Source organism: Pedobacter changchengzhani, assembly GCF_004354365.1.
Taxonomy (GTDB): Bacteria; Bacteroidota; Bacteroidia; order Sphingobacteriales; family Sphingobacteriaceae; genus Pedobacter; species Pedobacter changchengzhani.
The window spans coordinates 29686-47539 of sequence record NZ_SJCY01000001.1; the positions used below are offsets into that span (position 1 = coordinate 29686).

General features: G+C 36.0%; 13 protein-coding genes. 10 read left to right on the plus strand and 3 right to left on the minus strand.

All coding sequences use genetic code 11. The annotated features are described in order from the left end of the window. Nucleotide 1 precedes the first annotated feature (1 nt). The 5 genes from EZJ43_RS00115 to EZJ43_RS00135 all read left to right on the plus strand — a co-directional run bounded on the left by EZJ43_RS00115 (nucleotide 2) and on the right by EZJ43_RS00135 (nucleotide 8728). Nucleotides 2-1579, plus strand: a complete 1578-nt coding sequence (locus tag EZJ43_RS00115) for a SusD/RagB family nutrient-binding outer membrane lipoprotein (RefSeq protein ID WP_133260627.1) — start codon at nucleotides 2-4, stop codon at nucleotides 1577-1579. A 10-nt stretch (nucleotides 1580-1589) separates the two neighbouring features. Beyond that, on the plus strand, nucleotides 1590-2576 hold the full coding sequence (locus EZJ43_RS00120; protein WP_133260628.1) for a DUF1735 domain-containing protein: 987 nt from the start codon (nucleotides 1590-1592) through the stop codon (nucleotides 2574-2576). 116 nt (nucleotides 2577-2692) lie between these two features. After that, nucleotides 2693-3400: a hypothetical protein gene (locus tag EZJ43_RS00125; RefSeq protein ID WP_133260629.1), complete on the plus strand. Its 708-nt coding sequence runs from the start codon at nucleotides 2693-2695 to the stop codon at nucleotides 3398-3400. Nucleotides 3401-3974: 574 nt separating this feature from the next. Continuing rightward, a complete protein-coding gene (locus tag EZJ43_RS00130) occupies nucleotides 3975-7082 on the plus strand; it encodes a SusC/RagA family TonB-linked outer membrane protein (RefSeq protein WP_133260630.1) in 3108 nt (1035 codons plus the stop codon). 11 nt (nucleotides 7083-7093) lie between these two features. Beyond that, nucleotides 7094-8728 (plus strand): RagB/SusD family nutrient uptake outer membrane protein, encoded by a 1635-nt coding sequence (locus EZJ43_RS00135; RefSeq protein ID WP_207924537.1) that lies wholly within the window; start codon nucleotides 7094-7096, stop codon nucleotides 8726-8728. A 69-nt stretch (nucleotides 8729-8797) separates the two neighbouring features. On the opposite strand, the gene EZJ43_RS00140 is transcribed toward EZJ43_RS00135, so the two are convergent. Then, nucleotides 8798-9205, minus strand: coding sequence for a DoxX family protein (locus EZJ43_RS00140; RefSeq protein ID WP_133260631.1), 408 nt, complete (start codon nucleotides 9203-9205; stop codon nucleotides 8798-8800). A gap of 1 nt (nucleotide 9206) precedes the next feature. Next, complete coding sequence (locus EZJ43_RS00145) at nucleotides 9207-10109, minus strand: S66 peptidase family protein (RefSeq protein WP_133260632.1); 903 nt, start codon at nucleotides 10107-10109, stop codon at nucleotides 9207-9209. Nucleotides 10110-10257: 148 nt separating this feature from the next. On the opposite strand from EZJ43_RS00145, the gene metG reads away from it, so the two are divergent. After that, entirely contained in the window at nucleotides 10258-12363 is a 2106-nt protein-coding gene (gene metG / locus EZJ43_RS00150; protein ID WP_133260633.1) for a methionine--tRNA ligase, read from the plus strand. 426 nt (nucleotides 12364-12789) lie between these two features. Here metG and EZJ43_RS00155 read toward each other — a convergent pair whose 3' ends face one another. Continuing rightward, a complete protein-coding gene (locus EZJ43_RS00155; protein WP_133260634.1) occupies nucleotides 12790-13635 on the minus strand; it encodes a hypothetical protein in 846 nt (281 codons plus the stop codon). A 358-nt stretch (nucleotides 13636-13993) separates the two neighbouring features. Here EZJ43_RS00155 and EZJ43_RS16975 point away from each other — a divergent pair, with 358 nt between their 5' ends. The 4 genes from EZJ43_RS16975 (at nucleotide 13994) to EZJ43_RS00170 (ending at nucleotide 17263) form a co-directional block, all read left to right on the plus strand. Then, the gene (locus tag EZJ43_RS16975) at nucleotides 13994-14167 is read left to right on the plus strand and encodes a hypothetical protein (RefSeq protein WP_165953051.1); all 174 of its coding nucleotides are present in this window, start codon (nucleotides 13994-13996) and stop codon (nucleotides 14165-14167) included. Between the two features lie 101 nt (nucleotides 14168-14268). Next, nucleotides 14269-15933, plus strand: coding sequence for a tetratricopeptide repeat-containing sensor histidine kinase (locus EZJ43_RS00160; protein WP_133260635.1), 1665 nt, complete (start codon nucleotides 14269-14271; stop codon nucleotides 15931-15933). A gap of 11 nt (nucleotides 15934-15944) precedes the next feature. Continuing rightward, nucleotides 15945-16613, plus strand: a complete 669-nt coding sequence (locus EZJ43_RS00165; RefSeq protein ID WP_133260636.1) for a DNA-binding transcriptional response regulator — start codon at nucleotides 15945-15947, stop codon at nucleotides 16611-16613. Nucleotides 16614-16858: 245 nt separating this feature from the next. Next, entirely contained in the window at nucleotides 16859-17263 is a 405-nt protein-coding gene (locus EZJ43_RS00170) for a hypothetical protein (protein WP_133260637.1), read from the plus strand. Nucleotides 17264-17854: the final 591 nt, after the last annotated feature.

Sequence of the window (17854 nt, forward strand, 5' to 3'; positions counted from 1 at the left end):
TATGAAAAAACATTTTAAATATATAGTGTTAAGTGTTTTGGTTATTGGCGCAAGTTCTTGTAAAAAGTACTTGGACGTTAATACCAATCCAAACAGCTTAACAGCAGCAACACCTAATTTAGTGTTGCCACAAGCCATTGTAGGCGCAGCGACTATTGCGAGTAATACGAACATAAATTTTGCAGATTTTTCTGGAGCGAGAGCAAACGCAGGAGGATTTGGAGGATTTGGCGTTACGGTAACTTATGATTTTGGTAATCTCGCTTATCAAGGTGTTTGGTTGGATAGTTACGATAACGCAAATGATTTTCAATACGTAATCGACAATACCTCTGCAGATGCGACTTTGATTTTTTCAACGTCAATTGGTCGTATTATGAAATCCCTAACTTTTGAGCGGTTGGTTAATCAATTTAATGATGTGCCTTATAGCGAAGCATTAAAGGGCGCGGGTAATTTTACGCCGAAGTATGATAAGGGAGAAGATGTTTATAAGGGTTGTATTGCCGACTTGGATAAAGCTATAAAAGACATCCAAACGGGAATTAGCGCTGCAACTACAATTGCAATAACTAAAGCTGGTGATCCATTATTCGGTGGCGATATGAACCGTTGGTTAAAGTTTGCAAATACCGTTCGATTACGTATGTTAATTAAAATGGCTGGCGTGCCTGCTTTGCAAGCTTATACTACTACCGCTTTTGCAGCAACCGTAAATTCTATTGGTTTTTTAGTAGACGATGCACTTGTAAATCCTGGTTATGAGAAAGTGAATAAGCCTAGTCCGATATATAACAGTATTGGATTCGGAACAGATGGTAGCAATACCACTACAAGTAGAATTCCAACTAGATGGATTTACAGTTTTTACAGTGGATCTAAATTAACTGATCCAGGTCGTGGGGAAGTTATTTATAGAGGTTTTCCTTCTTCAATAATTAACCAATTAGGCGATGAATCAGCAGGTGTGGCTCCCGCATCGGCAGACGGCTCTGCTTGGATTACTGGAGATAAGAACGGCACCTACCTTGGTGTAGTGAAAGGTCCTACTCAAGGAACAGTATTAATTTTAGCGGCGGAGAGTAATTTCTTACAGGCGGAAGCCTATGCGCGTGGATATCTTACCGGTGTTGCCTCTACGGCTTTTAATGAAGGAATTAAACAATCATTTAAATATCTGTATAAAACGGTAGATAATACAGTAGATCCAACTAAAGATGTGGATGCAGATGTAGCCACTTATTTATCTGATAATTCTGGTTCTTATTTGGTTAATTTTGCTTTGGCAGCTACTCCAGATCAAAAAATTGAAGCAATTATTACTCAAAAATACATAGCTTTAAACATGATCAATAACGATGAGGCATTTAGCGAATTTAGACGTACAACCTATCCGAAAATAGTAAACGGGTCTTCTGACCCTATTCAAACATTTGCTTCAAAGCAATCTGCTTCCACCCATATTGATAAATTACCTACACGGGTCCTTTATCCAGCGCAAGAGTTTAGTTTGAACAAAGCAAATGTGCCTACCGGGATCAATAAATTTGGTTCACTAATTTTTTGGGACTTAAATTAAAAAAGAAAAAATGAAAAATATTTTTAAAATTGTAGCACTTTTGCTCATTATAGTATCCTTTAGTTCATGTTTGAAAGACAATAGCGTAAAATTGGATCCTGACAAAGGTGTTAACGTAATCGAGTTTAGCAATCCTTCAGACATTGTTGCAAGTGGAACGCCACATCCTCTTTACTCTTTTTCTTACGCGGCAACTTCCACACCCTCAATTCCAATAACAATTAGTTATTCTGGGCCACAAGCTACAGCACCACAAGATATTATTGTGAAGTTTGCTGTTGGCGATGTGAGTAATATTAATGAGTATAATACAGCTACTAGTAATAGTTTTGTACTGTTAAACCCAGCGGGATATACGTTGCCAGTTACTGAGGTTGTGATTAAAGCGGGCACAAGTAAAGCGACATTTAACGTAATGCTAAAACCATCTGCCTTTGATTTTTCTAAATCTGAGGTCTTACCCCTTACAATTAAATCTGTATCTTTCGGTACTATAAGCGGAAATTTTAATACTATTCTACTTAGTGTATCTGCTAAGAATAAGTATGACGGCACTTATTCGGTTACAGGTACAATGGTTGACATAATAAATCCAGCACTCACTCACATTAATGATGCTTTAGGGAGCGATGGCCCTGTGCATTATCAGCTAAGAACAGTATCTGCAACTAAGTGTGCAGTATATGACGCTGATGTTTTTGGGGGTTTTTACGCATTGATCTCAAATGGTGGCGCACTCTCAAATTACGGTGGTTTTTCTGCTATTTTTGAGTTTGACCCTGCTACGGATAAAGTTATTGGTGTAACAAATAGAGCTGGTCAGCCGAATCCTGCTAATACAAGAGGTGGAAGATTAGATCCCTCAGGTGCAAATGCAAGAGTTAGTGCAACTGTTTTTAACGTGAAGTATAACTTGACTCAACCAAGTGTAGTACCTGCTGCACCTAATGTAAGAACAACGTTCGACGAGGTTTGGACTCGTATCGGAGATAGATAATTATCTGAATATATTACAGGCCTTTCAGAATTATCTGGAAGGCCTTTTTTGTAAAAGAAGCATTGTTAATTTCTCCATTTTAAGTTATCTTTACAAGCAGATATAAAGTTTAAAGTATGAAAAATATTAAAATGCCTTTCCTTTTATTGTTACTTACATTTTGTTGCGCATTTAGAGGTGTAGCACAAACTCAAAAAACAGGTAACCTTAGTGATGATTCTAAAGTTGTTTACAACTTAAATGAAGCAAAAAAGTTAAATGGTGCTTACATAATTACAAGATCTGGAGATGAAAAGATAACCTTGCGCGGATCTTATAAAGATGGTAATCGTATTGGAAATTGGTACGCTTTTAATGATGATGGTAATTTATTTTTACGTTACAATTATGATCAAAAAAAGTTGTTGTTTTTGGATACAATGAGTATAAATCGTTTAAGTGTAGAGGTTATTACTAAAAACCAAGATAATAAGGAGAAAGCAACTATTCCTGTTCCTATTGTGTCTATAGATGAATATATATCTTTACTTGGAACAGAAGCTAGACGACTGATATTGGCGGAGAATAAAAATGCTGAAGGGATTTTAGATGTAGACCTTAATTCTAAGATCGATGCGAAAGGTAATGTTAGTTACGAGGTTGCTTATAAAGCAGATGGTATTCCGGTCAAAAAAAGATTAATAATTTCAGAAAAAAACTTTGATATAGATTGGATTCCAGCAAATTATAAAGGTGAAACCTACCCATCTGTATTTAGTGTAAAGGCAAAAATAAATTTTAGTGAAAGAGCGTCTGGAGAAAAGCGTTTTACTTGGATGTTCTAAATTAACCATCTTCAGAATTTTAATCTATTCAGTTATTCAATTTTTTGGTAACGTCTTTGCCCCATAATTTTTAATAATTACCCCATTATCCTTAAAAATGGAAATATTTGAATGGTAAATAATTGCTTGTTGCCGAATATTCACTCTCTATTGGTAACAATTTATATTATTTTCGCGTTCAACTTCGATATTTGGCTAAAAAAGGCACAGAATTAGCCTTTTTACTAATACCATCTTTTATTTCTTTTTTATTGCCCCATAAATACTTAAAGTAAACAAAGCTTCAAGTAAAAAAGAACAATATTTTACTGTAATTAAATTCAACAAAATATAGTGAAATGTAAATTTTACGCGTAAAATCGAAGTTATCGGCTGTGTATGGTACCCTTAGCGTATTATGTACGCCACTATTTCCCCCTCTAAACGGCTTTTATTTATTGCCAAATTATTGGTAATGAGACTATTAAGTCATTTGTAATATCTTTGATATATTATTTTGAAAATTATTTTTATTATGCTGCCATAACATTATATTAGCAGATTATTATAAACCATTAACAAACCTATTTTAATTATGAAAAAACTTCTACAAAGTTTGTTCATTTTGTTGTTCGTTGCAGGTGCTGCAATGGCTCAAGATAGAACAATTACTGGTAAGGTAACGTCGAATGATGGCTTACCAATTCCAGGTGTATCAATTAAACCTGTTGGTTCTACAGGCGGCACTAGTTCAGGAGCCGATGGACGGTACACTTTAAAAATCTCTAGTCAGGCGAAAACGATACAGTTTTCATCGATTGGATATTTAACTCAAACATTAACTGCCCCTAGTTCGGGTAATTTAAATGTGATGTTAATCGGCGATGCAAAATCTTTAACAGATGTTGTTGTTGTTGGATACGGATCGGTTCAAAGAAAAGACGTAACGGGATCCGTTGGTAGTGTTTCTGGTGCTGAGTTGGCAAATCTTCCTGTTCCGAGTTTCGATCAAGCATTGGCTGGTCGGGTTACTGGGGTACAAGTTACGGTTTCTAACGGAATTTTGGGTTCGCCTCCAAGGATAAGAATTAGAGGTACTAATAGTATTTCTAATGGTTCGGATCCACTTTATGTGGTTGATGGTTTGCCAATTGTTACTGGAAATCAGAGTGGTGTTACAGCTACCAATCCACTGGGCGATATCAATCCAAACGATATTCAAAGCGTTGATGTATTAAAAGATGGTGCCGCTACTGCAATTTATGGTTCAAGGGCATCTGGTGGTGTAATAATCATCACAACGAAAAAAGGTGTTGCGGGTAAACCTAAGGTTAATTATAATTCTTGGTTCAGTTCTTCTAACGCTGCAAAACGTTTTAATCTATTGTCATCATCAGAATTTGTAACCATTGCAAATGAAAAGCTGACAAATTCTTCGGCTGCGATTGGAGCAGTAGATGACGGTACTAATACAAATTGGCAAGATGTAGTTTTTAGAAAAGATGCCTTTCAGCATAATCAAGCGCTTTCGTATAGCGGAGCTACAGAACAATCTAATTACTATTTCTCGTTAAACTATGCAGATTACGATGGTATTTTAAAGGCGAATAACCAAACTAAATATCAGTTTTTTTCTAAGTTAGAGCAAAAGACGTTGAACAATCACCTTACCTTTGGTGCAAGCGCAAACATTACTTATACACGTAATTTTGGCTTAAACGTAAATACAAATGGTTTATCTGGCAATGTTGGAAATGTGATAAGAGCATTACCAAACTCTACACCATTTAACCCAGATGGAAGTTACAATTTTAGCGCCGACTTAAGTAGGTTAGGTAAAGGACCAAACATTAGAGACATTGATGACGGTTATACCAATGTTCAGTTCATTCTAGATAATAATATATTTAGGAATCAAACCTTAAACTTAATTGGTGGCGCTTTTATTAATATCAACATATTATCAGGGTTAGACGTAAAATCGCAATTGTCAACCAACGCAAATTACGGTGAAGATTATCAGTACTACAGCCCGTTACATGGAGATGGACGTGGTAATGGTGGATATTCTTTTCAGCAATATCTTCCCACTTTCAGATACGTGTGGACAAATACCGCCTCATATAACAAAACCTTTGGCGAACATAAAATTGGCTTAATCGGGGGTTTAGAATTTCAAAAGTCTAAGTATCGTTCATTTTATGCTGAAGGCACAAAAATTTCTAGTACATTTTTTGGTGGTGAAAATATCATCTCAAGTTCATTCCCTCAAGCTACATTTGGCTTAGGTGGTGGTGTTTCTGAAAATGCTTACAAATCTTACTTCGCAAGGGCTACTTATGGATATATGGATAAGTACTTGTTAAGTGCAACTTTTAGGTCAGATAAGATATCATCTTTACCTATTGGTAATCAAACGGCTAATTTACCAGGTGCATCAATTGCATGGAGATTATCTAAAGAGGCATTTTTTGCAAATGCTTCGGGTTTAAAGTTTATAAATGATTTGAAAATTAGAGGCGGTTATGCAAAAGTTGGTAATACGGATATTGGAAATTATCCTTTCGCTGGTACTTTTGGGGCATCAACCTATGGCAGTCAGAGTGGATTAATTTACAATCAGGCGGGTAACTCTTCATTGAAATTCGAAACCAGCAAGAAATATAATGTAGGTATCGATTTGGCAATGTTTGATAGTAGAGTAACTTTTACTGCAGACTATTTTAAAAACAATATTGATAATTTAATCCTTTTTGCGCCAACCGCACCTTCATTGGGTGTACCAGGAAATGGTATCAACCAAAACGTAGGTAAGATGACTAACAAAGGTTTTGAATTTTCTGTAAATACAGTCAATATTAAAAATAAAAATTTTACTTGGACATCTGATGTTAATTTAACATTGGTGAAGAACAAAATAACTCAATTAGCTAACAATAATGCAGATGTACTTCAGGCATTAGGTTACAATATCAACAGAGTAGGAGAATCTATCGGATCATTGTACGGATTCCAATTTGCAGGCGTTAATCCTGCCAATGGAAACCCACTATATGAGCGAGGTAATGGACAGATTATTCAAGGAAATATTGCCAGTCAGTCTTATTTTGCATACGACCCGGCAAACCCTTTGCCAACAGTTGCAGTATCACCGTTAGGTGCATCTGATAAGCGACTTTTGGGTGGTGTAAATCCAACCTATTATGGTGGATTAAACAATACGGTAAGTTACAAAGATTTCGACTTCAGTATTTATTTAGTATTTTCTGGGGGTAATAAAATTCTTAACCTTACACGTCAAGAAAGCTTGCTTAATCAAAAATTCTTAAATAACGGTACAGAGATACTACAGAGATGGACACCTACAAATACAGTAACTGATGTTCCAAAAGTTTACTATGGTAGAGAAGGTTTTATCAACTTAACTGCAAATGCTGTGTCTAGATTTGTGGAGGATGGTAAATTTATTCGTGGTCAGAACATGACTTTAGGTTATACCCTTAAAGACAATTTAGTAAGTAAAGTAAACTTAAGCAGAGTTAGGGTTTATGCACAAGTGCAGAACGCCTTTGTAATTACAAATTATTCTGGTTTAGATCCAGAATTGAATCAATCCGTTACCACAAATAGTCAAGCAGGTTTAGATTTTAATACAAATCCTAAATCACGCACTTTTGTTGTCGGTATAAATGTTGGATTTTAATAGCTACAGATATGAAAATGATAAATAATAATATTTTAAGGAGCGGGGCAGTTGCTGTATGCATTTTTTCTCTGTTAACGATTTCTTCATGCCAAAAGTACACAGAATTAAACCCGAGAAGTTCACTATCAGAATCTACAGCATTTTCTACAGCGGCGAACATTGAGCTTGCTATGGTTGGCGTTTACAATGCCGCAACTGTAGGCACGTACAACGGTGGTGCAGGTCGCGGCTATCCTTTTGGAGCGGCTTCAATTGAGCAGTCAGAAATGCGTGGAGAAGATATGGTAAACATTGCTACATTTTATCAGCTGACTTATGAGAGCATTATAACCTCATCATCAGCAAATAATGTAAACATGTGGACCAATCTTTATGCTGTAGTTAATCAATGCAATATTGTAATTGATGGTGTTTCTAAAGCACTTGCATCAGGTACTTTAGCGCCGGCAGTTGCGAATAGGTATATTGGCGAATCTAGATTTTTAAGAGCACTTGCTTATCACGAATTGGTGATAGATTTTTGCAGACCTTATGTTGATGGAAGCGGTTCTAATCCTGGTGTGCCTTTGAGGTTAGTGGCAGTTAATTCTGCTGACGCGGTGGCGACGCAGTTGGCCGTTCCTCGTGGTACTGTTGCACAAGATTATACTCAAATATTAGCCGATTTGGACTTTGCAGAAGCAAACCTGCCAGTTAACATTTCATCTAAAGGTTTTACAAGAGCTACAAAAGGTGCGGCAATTGCATTAAAAACACGTGTAAAACTGCACATGAATGATTTTCCAGGTGTTATAGCCGAAGGTACAAAATTAGGCACATCTGCTGCAGCTAGCCCATATACTGGCGCACCTGCAAATGGCAATTATATGTTAACTAGTAGTGTTGATGGCCCTTTCGCATCATTTGCAAATAACACCGAATCGATTTTTTCTATAGAAAATGGATCGGCTTCAAACGGTGGCACTAACGGTGCATTGCCTTCTATGTTTGGCCCAGCAGCAAATGCCCTAACTGCCGAAGTAGGAAGGAATCTTGTGGCTACAAACCCTAACCTGTACAACGCTGCTTTTTGGGTTACTGGAGATACACGTAGATCTTTGCTACAAATTCAACAAACCACTTCTACAGCCAAGTATTTTTTCAATTATAAGTATAGAGACGTAACGACAAAGACTGATTTTGCACCAATCATTAGATATGCAGAGGTTCTTCTAAACGTTGCTGAAGCGTATTCAAGAACTTCAGCTTTAGATACTAAAGCTTTAAGTTTATTGAATGCAGTTAGAAACAGAGCTGTGCCAGTTTCCAATCAATTTACAATTGCGAATTTCTTAACTCAAAATTCTTTAACACAAGCTATTTTAGATGAACGTAGAATTGAATTTGCTGGTGAAGGAAGAAGATGGCCAGACATCACTCGATTATCTCAAGATCCTGTTTTCAAGGTTTTGGGAGGTGGTGTGCCAGCAAAAGTTTTAAATACTTCGCTTGCTGCAAATGGTTCTAATTATGATGTAGTTCTCAGACCAGTTACGCCAGCTAATAAAGCTGCCGTACCTTATACAGACCCACGTTACATTTGGCCAATAGCTCAGGATGAAATTAATTCTAATCCGAACATTACGCAAAACCCAGGTTACTAACGCATAATTTTTAACAATAAAAAAAGTCGGGTATTGTGCCCGACTTTTTTTATTTATTGAAAGCTATACCTACTTCCCATCCACACTGTACTTCCCAGGCCCAATTAAAACTAAACTAAAAAATAATATCCCCAATTCAATAGGGTGAGTGGCTACCAACAAACCATCGCCATTTTTAAGGTGATGCAAGGTTGCAATTACCATCGTAAAAAGAAGCATCAAATTTACCGGCCTAAATAAAAAACCGATTACCAATAAAGACCCACCAAAAGTTTCAGTTGCGGCAGCCATAAAGCCCCAAAACGCAGGTAAAAAATCGATTCCCAAAACTTTCATATCTCCGCCAATGGCAGTCCATGTTTTTACGCCACCTGCAATTTTTGGTAAACCATGTACAATCATCATCGCACCAATGCCTACTCTTAAAATAAGTAAACCAGTATTGCGGTATTTGTTCAATCGCTCTAATAATGCCATTTTAAATATATTTTAAGTTTACGTTATGTGTTTCAATTTGTAATTTTACGTTAGCGCCAACAATCATGGTTAGGTTGTTATCGATATGTCCGGTTGGGAAGTTAAAACAAATAGGATAATTATATGCTTTAACGATATCAAAAATGACTTCTTCGGCAGTTTGTCCAAAAGGAATTTTTTCTTCGCTTATATCGCTGAAAGCACCAATAATTAATCCACTCAAATTCTTAAGTTTACCAGCTCTTTTCAGCATTCGTAACATTCTATCAATTGAATATTCATGTTCGCCAACATCCTCTAAAAATAAAATTCTATCCGTAAAATCCATTTCCGAAACCGAACCCTGCAGCATGCACAATAAAGTAAGGTTTCCGCCAATTAATATGCCGGAGCAGTTGCCAGCTTTATTTTCAAATTTGCTTTTGTAACTATATTCTTGTTTGGTGCCAAAAAGTGCTTTTTGTAGAGACAATAGCGATTCGGGCGTTGCATCATCAAAAGTATAGGGCATTTGCGCATGGAGGCACTGTGTATTTAATTGCGCTATGGCATGAGATAAAAGTACTGTAACATCGCTAAAACCGACGATCCATTTAGGGTTTTTTTCAAAATGGCTGAAATCCAAATCGTCAATAATTCTAACGGTTCCATAACCTCCACGACCACAAATTATCGCTTTTATAGAAGGATTATCTAAATATTGTTGTAAATCTGCAGCACGAAGTTCATCGCTTCCGGCAAATTGATTGTAGCTTGCAGTTACACTTTTACCGATTACAACTTCCAATCCCCAATCTTTTAAAACGGTTATGGCATGGTCAATCGGTTTTAATAGCTTCTTCGCCGGACAAACAATTGCAATTTTGTCGCCTTTTTTTAAATATGGTGGTTGTGTTGTGTTCATGTCTTTATTGGTTGTTTAGCTTTTATCCCCAAACCCCAAAGGGGCTTTTTATTACGGCACAAATAGCTTTGGTCTTTTCGCTTTAGTCTTTATTCTTTATTCCTTGCTCTTTATTCTTTTCTTATATTTGACAAAATAATTAAATGTTTTGGATAATAGTAAAATAAAAAGATATACCGTTACGGCGGCGCTTCCATACACCAACGGGCCAGTGCATATTGGCCATTTGGCTGGCGTTTACATACCTGCAGATATTTACGCACGCTTTTTACGCTCGAATAGAAGAGATGTGAAATTTGTTTGTGGATCTGACGAGAATGGCGTGCCCATCACTTTAAAGGCCAAGCGCGAAGGCATTACGCCACAAGAAGTGGTAGATAAATACCATAAAATAATAGGCGATTCTTTTAAAGAGTTCGGGGTTTCTTTCGATATTTATCACCGTACATCGTCATTAACACACCACCAAACAGCTTCAGATTTTTTCGAAAACCTTTACGATAAAGGCGTTTTTACCGAAGAAGTAACTGAACAATATTACGATGAAGAGGCAAAGCAATTTTTGGCAGATCGCTATATTACAGGCACTTGCCCAAAATGCGGTAACGAAAATGCGTACGGCGATCAATGCGAAAATTGTGGCTCTACTTTAAATGCAACAGATTTAATCAATCCAAAATCTACATTATCAGGTAATAAGCCCATTCTAAAAGAGACCAAAAACTGGTTTTTACCTTTAGATAAATACGAAGATCAGTTAAGAACGTATATCGAAAGCCATAAAGAGTGGCGTCCAAATGTTTACGGCCAATGCCAAAGTTGGCTAAACGCAGGTTTACAGCCTAGGGCAATGACGAGAGATTTAGATTGGGGCATTAAAGTTCCGGTTAAAGGTGCAGAAGGCAAGGTTTTATACGTTTGGTTTGATGCGCCAATAGGTTATATTTCTGCCACCAAAGAGCTTTGTAATTACGCAAAGCTTGATGTTTGGAATCCGATGGCAGAGGAATATTACATTCGTACTGTAGAATCTGATAAATGCGGTTGGGAAGAGTATTGGAAAGAAGAAGACACCAAATTGGTGCATTTTATCGGGAAAGATAACATTGTATTCCACTGTATTATTTTTCCAGCGGTGCTGATGGCGCATGGCGGTTATATACTTCCTGATAATGTACCCGCGAACGAATTTTTGAATTTAGAGGGACAAAAAATATCTACATCGAAAAACTGGGCGGTTTGGTTAAATGAATACCTGCGAGATTTTGAGGGGAAACAAGATGTTTTACGTTATGTGTTAACGGCTACAGCACCCGAAACCAAAGACAATGATTTTACTTGGAAAGATTTTCAGGCGAGAAATAACAATGAGCTGGTTGCAATATTGGGCAACTTTGTAAATAGGGTAATGGTGCTTACCCATAAGTATTTTAATGGTGTGGTGCCAACCTGTATGGAAATTACAGCCCAAGATCAATCGGTGATTGACGAGTTGGCATTGTTCCCCGATAAGATTGCATTTTCGATAGAGAATTACCGTTTTAGAGAAGCTTTAAGTGAGGTAATGAATGTTGCCCGCTTGGGAAATAAATATTTGGCAGAAACCGAACCTTGGAAACTGATTAAAACAGATGAAGATAGAGTGCGGACCATTTTATTTGTTTCTTTACAAATTTGCGTAAACCTGCAAATTTTGATGGAACCATTTATGCCGTTTACTTCAGAGAAATTGATGAATATGCTACAAAGTGGCGGACATATTTGGGAGGAAGCAGGATCGGCAAAATTAATTAAGCGTGGTCATAAAATTTGCGAAGCCGCTTTGCTTTTCGATAAAATTGAAGACGCAGCAATTGATTTCCAAATAGAAAAATTAAACCAAAGTAAAGCCACGAATGCGCTGGTAACCGAGGTTGTGCCAGCAAAAGAAAATATAAATTTCGATCAATTTGGCGAAATGGATATTCGGGTGGCAACTATAACTGCTGCCGTAAAAGTTGAAAAAACAAAGAAGCTGCTAAAACTTACCGTAAATACCGGATTGGATGAAAGAACGGTTGTTTCTGGCATTGCCGAGCATTACAAGCCCGAAGATATAATTGGGCAACAAGTAAGTTTATTGGTTAATTTGGCACCAAGAGAAATTAAAGGAATTGTATCGCAAGGAATGATTTTAATGGCCGAAAATGCAGCAGGAAAATTGGTTTTTGTGGCACCAACTACAAATTTCGATAATGGAAGTGTAGTGAGGTAGGTGATGAGCTTTTTATCATTTCTTTTGTATTAATCTTAACACAACTATTAAATCTGTCTTTGTCATTCCGGCTTTGGAGGAATCTATTTAGCTTTAGTTCGATATTTGTTTTGTTGGAGATTATGCTCAATTGGTGTTAAACTTAGGCTCATCGTCATGCTGTCCCGATTTTCGGGATCAGCATCTTTCTTTCAATAAAGACCCTGAACTGAATTCAGGGTGACGCCCAAGCTGACCAAAACGTTCTTTAGCCCATTAAAAATGAATATTAATAATCGAACTCAGGTTATTAAATCTGACTTTGTCTTTGTCATTCCGACTTTGGAGGAATCGATTAAGGAAAAGGTTTTCAAAATAGATTCTTCTCTATGCGCTGCCTGAGAAAATTTTTAGTAAATATTAGCCTTTAGGAAAATCTCCTAAAGGCTATTTTTTTACGTATTTAGCTAAAATGTATTTTGTTACTGGTTTCAAAACCTTATTGGTATCTAATGGATATTCTCCCCTCGAAGTATAAAATTCTGCACTATCCACATTCACTTTTACATACCAAACTTTGCCCAAAGCGTTTTCTGTCAACGTATCTGGTTGAGTAATTTTTTTTAAGTGCTTTGCTTTAAAGTGATCGATTTCCAAAATAGGCGTATCGCCAACCTTTTTGTAAAAAGCCATGGTTTCGTAACGGTCAACTTTCCAATACATGTATTTTGGTTTAGCAATAAAATAAATAATAATGCCCATAATAGTTATTGAGACCAAAGCCAAAATAAGCTTGTTAAACTTAATTTTAGGCCTGGCATTCGCTTCAGGTTCAGTGATAAAATTATTACCACCTAGCTTTTTTTCTTCTCCGCTATGTACAGGTAAATTGGGCTTTTCTGATTGATTGGAGGTTAAAGATTTTTCGCCAACCGATGAAACTGCATAAGCATCTTTTAGTTGATAAGGGCGAGGTTGAAAATCAATTAGCCATGCCAAAAGTTCGATATATTTGGATCCAATTTTAATATCTTTCCCATTTAAAACTTTAACAAGTTGTTTAAATCCGTCGATACCATAATGCTCAATCCCTTTGGTATAATCTTTATCCCGAACGGTAAAAAATAATCTCAGTATTTCATCATCTTTTATGGATGGTCTTTCGCTATAAACGATAGCACATTCTGCCTTTAATTTAGCACCTGTCGGCGAGGTTAAATTTGGCGATAATTTACCTGATATTTTTCTGTTTTGATAGGCTTGGAGAACTTCTTTTCTATATGCTTCAGACATTTGAGCGTATTAATTTTTTCATATTTAATGGAATTTCCAGAACACTAAAAGGAATTACTGGAATCATCGGAATTTCCGGAATTCATGCTTTATTAATCCTGTAAGCCCCTATACATTTGTTTCGCAATCAGTAATTAAGCCAATCGCGATTTGGGTTAAATGTACAAAAAACTGATTTCAAAATGAGTAACGGATGTGGCTGTTCATCATTGATTTGGGATTTAATTTTTAGCGCCCATATTCGACAACTCAAAAAAATCCCAAAAATTTCAGAAGGCCTTCTGATTTACAAATGTAGCAAGCGCTGTGAAACGGTTCGCGGTGCCCTACCATGTATTTCTATTCTAAATTTTTAACGATGTTTTTTCAAATCTTTTTTGCGCTTTTGTTAACTTTTTCAAGTCCGAAACAAACCAATATTAACAACAACACAGCCACAGCTAATCGCAGTAATGTGGATGAATCAGATAACGGGCCAAAACCTGTTAGTGGTGAAAATGGACAAATTAATCCGCCAAGGCGACAAGATTAAATTTTCCTTATTTTATAAAGCGGTAATTCTAAAACAAAGAATTACCGCTTTAATTGGCCAATAATGTTGTAATAATTTTTAACTTAGTTTAAAAATTCAACGTGAATCGTCTCACTCCATTAATAGCCTTATTGTTTTTAATAGCCTGTAAAAAAACCTCGGTTGTTGCTTGGAGAAGTGACGGTGATATTTATAATAAAGCATTTGATTTTAAAGATGAGAACAAAATGGATAGTGCTTTTTTTTACTTCGATAAGGCCAAAATTGGATTTATAAAAGCGAAAGATAGTTTAGGCACGGCTAAATGCCTCCTTAATATGGGCATTATTTCTACAGAAAATGGCGATTATTTTGGTGGGCAGGAGTCGGCACTAAATGCAATCCAATATTTCAATGCCTCTAAGAAGGAACAGTATCCCTATATTGAGAGTAATTATAACAACCTGGGCCTCGCCTCGCACTATTTAACCAATTATAGCAAGGCAATTTATTTTTACGAAAAATCGCTTTTATATGCGTCAAATGAGGAAGCCAAATGCGTTGTAAAAAATAATATCGCAAACATATACCGAGGCCAGCTTGCTTATAACAAAGCAATAGCGATATATGAACCTTTGCTAAAACAACCAATAAACAAGGTAGAATTTGCCAGAATATTATCCAATTTGGCTTTTACAAAGTGGCTGCAAAAGCCAGGATATAACGCGCTACCACAATTGCAAATTGCCCTTAAAATGCGGGTTAATGCGAAAGATTTATCGGGACAGAACGCCAGTTTTGCCCACTTGGCAGATTACTACGCTAATAAAAATCCAGATTCCGCCTTGCGGTATGCACGAAAAATGTATGCTACATCGAAGAGGTTAAAAAGTGCCAACGATCAAATTCAAGCTTTGCAAAAAATGATTAGGCTTGGTAAGTTGGATGAGATAAAGCCCTATTTTATACTTTACGCCAAGTTAGATGATAGCGTGCAAAATGCGCATACGAAAGCGAAAAATCAGTTTGCCGTAATCCGCTATGAAACAGAAAAACACAAAGCAGAATTTTTAAAATCGGAGGCAGAAAATGCAGAGAAGCAAAGCAGTATATTTATGCAATGGTTTATGCTGGCTATTTTAGCAATCGGTATTATTTTTACGGTGTTGTGGTTTAAGAAGAGAAATAAGCTATTGAAGCAACAGAAAGACCTCGAGGTAAAAGATACGGAGTTAAAATATGTGAAGAAAATTCATGACCGTGTTGCCAATAAAGTTTATCAGGTGATGACGGAAGTTGAAAATGTGCCACACCTTACTAAAGATGATATTTTAGATAAGTTGGAAGTGATTTACGATATTTCGCGTGATATTTCTTATGAAACCATTGAAGCAGGAACGCAAGATATTTTTTCCGAACAACTTAATGTAATGCTAAAATCTTACGCTTCGGCAACCACCAAAGTAGTAGTAAAGGATAACGAAGAAACGATTTGGAAAGGTGTAAACTTAGTTTGCAAATTGGAGATATTTTGTGTTTTGCAAGAGCTAATGACCAACATGAATAAGCACAGCCATGCCAAAGAAGTGGAAATAAATTTTAAAAGAGAAAATAATAATATAAAAATTAACTATAAAGATGACGGTGTAGGCATCGCCAAGGCACTTCAGTGTAAAAATGGACTTACCAATACGGGAACCCGTATAAATACTATTAATGGTACAATTACCTTTGATACCGAAATAGAGAAAGGACTAAAGATTAATATTTCTTTCCCTGTTTTATAAATTAAAGGAACATGTTTAAAAAAGTATTAATTGTAGAAGACCACGAAAGCGTAAGTATTTCTGTACAAAAATCGTTAACAGATTTAGGTATTCCTTACGACAGTAGGGATTATGTTTACTATTGTGATGATGCCATAAAACGTATTGAAAAAGCAATAGCCGAGAACGAACCGTACGAATTATTGATAACTGATTTATCATTTGAAGAAGATACACCACAATTGCTAAAAACCGGTGTAGATTTAATTAAAGCCGTGAAGGAAATTCAGCCAAAAATGAAAACTTTGGTATTTTCGATAGAAAACAGAGCGCATGTTGCACAATTACTGTTGAAGGAGTTAGATATTGATGCATTTATACCCAAAGCCAGGCACGATGCAAAGGATCTTAAATTAGCTATTGAAGCTTTGGCCAATGGCAAGAAATATTTTTCTAATAACTTGAAACAAACGGTAAAAGACGAAACCCCTTTTAAATTTACCGATTACGATACGGTATTGCTGAAACTGCTTGCTAACGGAACCGCGCAAAAAGATATTCCTATTTATTTTAAAAAGCACAATGTTGTGCCCGCCGGCTTAAGTAGTATAGAGAAACGCTTAAGTCAAATTAAAACGACCCTAAATCTATCTAGCAACGAGCATTTAATTGCTTATGTTAAGGATAGAAAAGTAATCTGATTTAAAAAACTATCATTATTCGCCCCACTTTGAAAGGGGAAAATTAAAATTTTAGAAAGAATTTAGGTTTCGCTTGCAAGGGCGCGCTTAAGCAAAAAGGCAATATTTGGCAGAATATCCCCGACATTACGGTTTCCCGTAACGTTTAGGGTTTTTGATGTATTATCTTTGGTTTTGTACATCGAAACAGGTCATATTAATGCTAAAACTCATATCAATTTAAAATAATTTTAACCCTTTAAAAAATGAAAACTATAATACTTTCCGTTTTATTAACTTTAGCTTACATCATTTCATTTGGGCAGGCCCATTTAGGTTTAAGTGAATCTGAAATAAAAAGCTTGCACCCTGATAATGTTTGGACTAGAAATAGCACAAATAAGGGTATAAAATATATAGTCTCCGATTTTTTTTATGGAACCTTTGCATATTATTTTGATAGTGAATCATCGCTTTCGGATTGGGTGATACAGATACCATTTAACAATATTAAATTAAATGGACAGGTAGAAGAGTACAATAAGAAGTATGTAATTACTTCAGACACCACTTGGACTGCTTATTTGGATGGAGGAACGAGACTGTACATCAGTTTACTTTATGATGAGGACAATAAGAATTCCTATTTTTCATATTCGGATACAAAATAGATTCGGCAAGCTAAAGCGTTGTTAACCTTACGTCTGAATATTTTAAAATAAAAATAATTTCAATAGTACGGTTTCCCGTAAGTTTTGTATTTTTTGATGTGTTATCTTTGGTTATTATTAAGATATGAGGGTATTTTAAGTAATTATTGAGGTGTTATGCGGATGAGAATACGTGTGTATGCTTCCTAAAAATATTTAAATAGAAAAGAAAACTAATTAGATCAAAAAAAATATACTGTTAACGCTTGCTCTCAATTTAAAATGTGGGGATTGTTCCTATTCTTGGGATGGAGGAGGGCAATCTCCCGTTTTTGAGGAAAAACTAAAAAATTTTATTAGATTCGTTTATTAGATAATTTCCTGGTAAATATAAAAAACACGTCACTAATACTGAATATGATTAAAAAATTAAGGCTCCTCAAATTTTGGATATTTATTCCATGTACTTTCGCTAAACCAAAAATTCAAGATTTTGATCATGTTTCGTTTCGTAAAAGAGAAAAGAGCAGACACTTCTTTTTGGGAAATTAGGACACTTAAACAGCAACTTCGGCATAGTGAAATATGTAATTGCTTATACTTAATTCAATT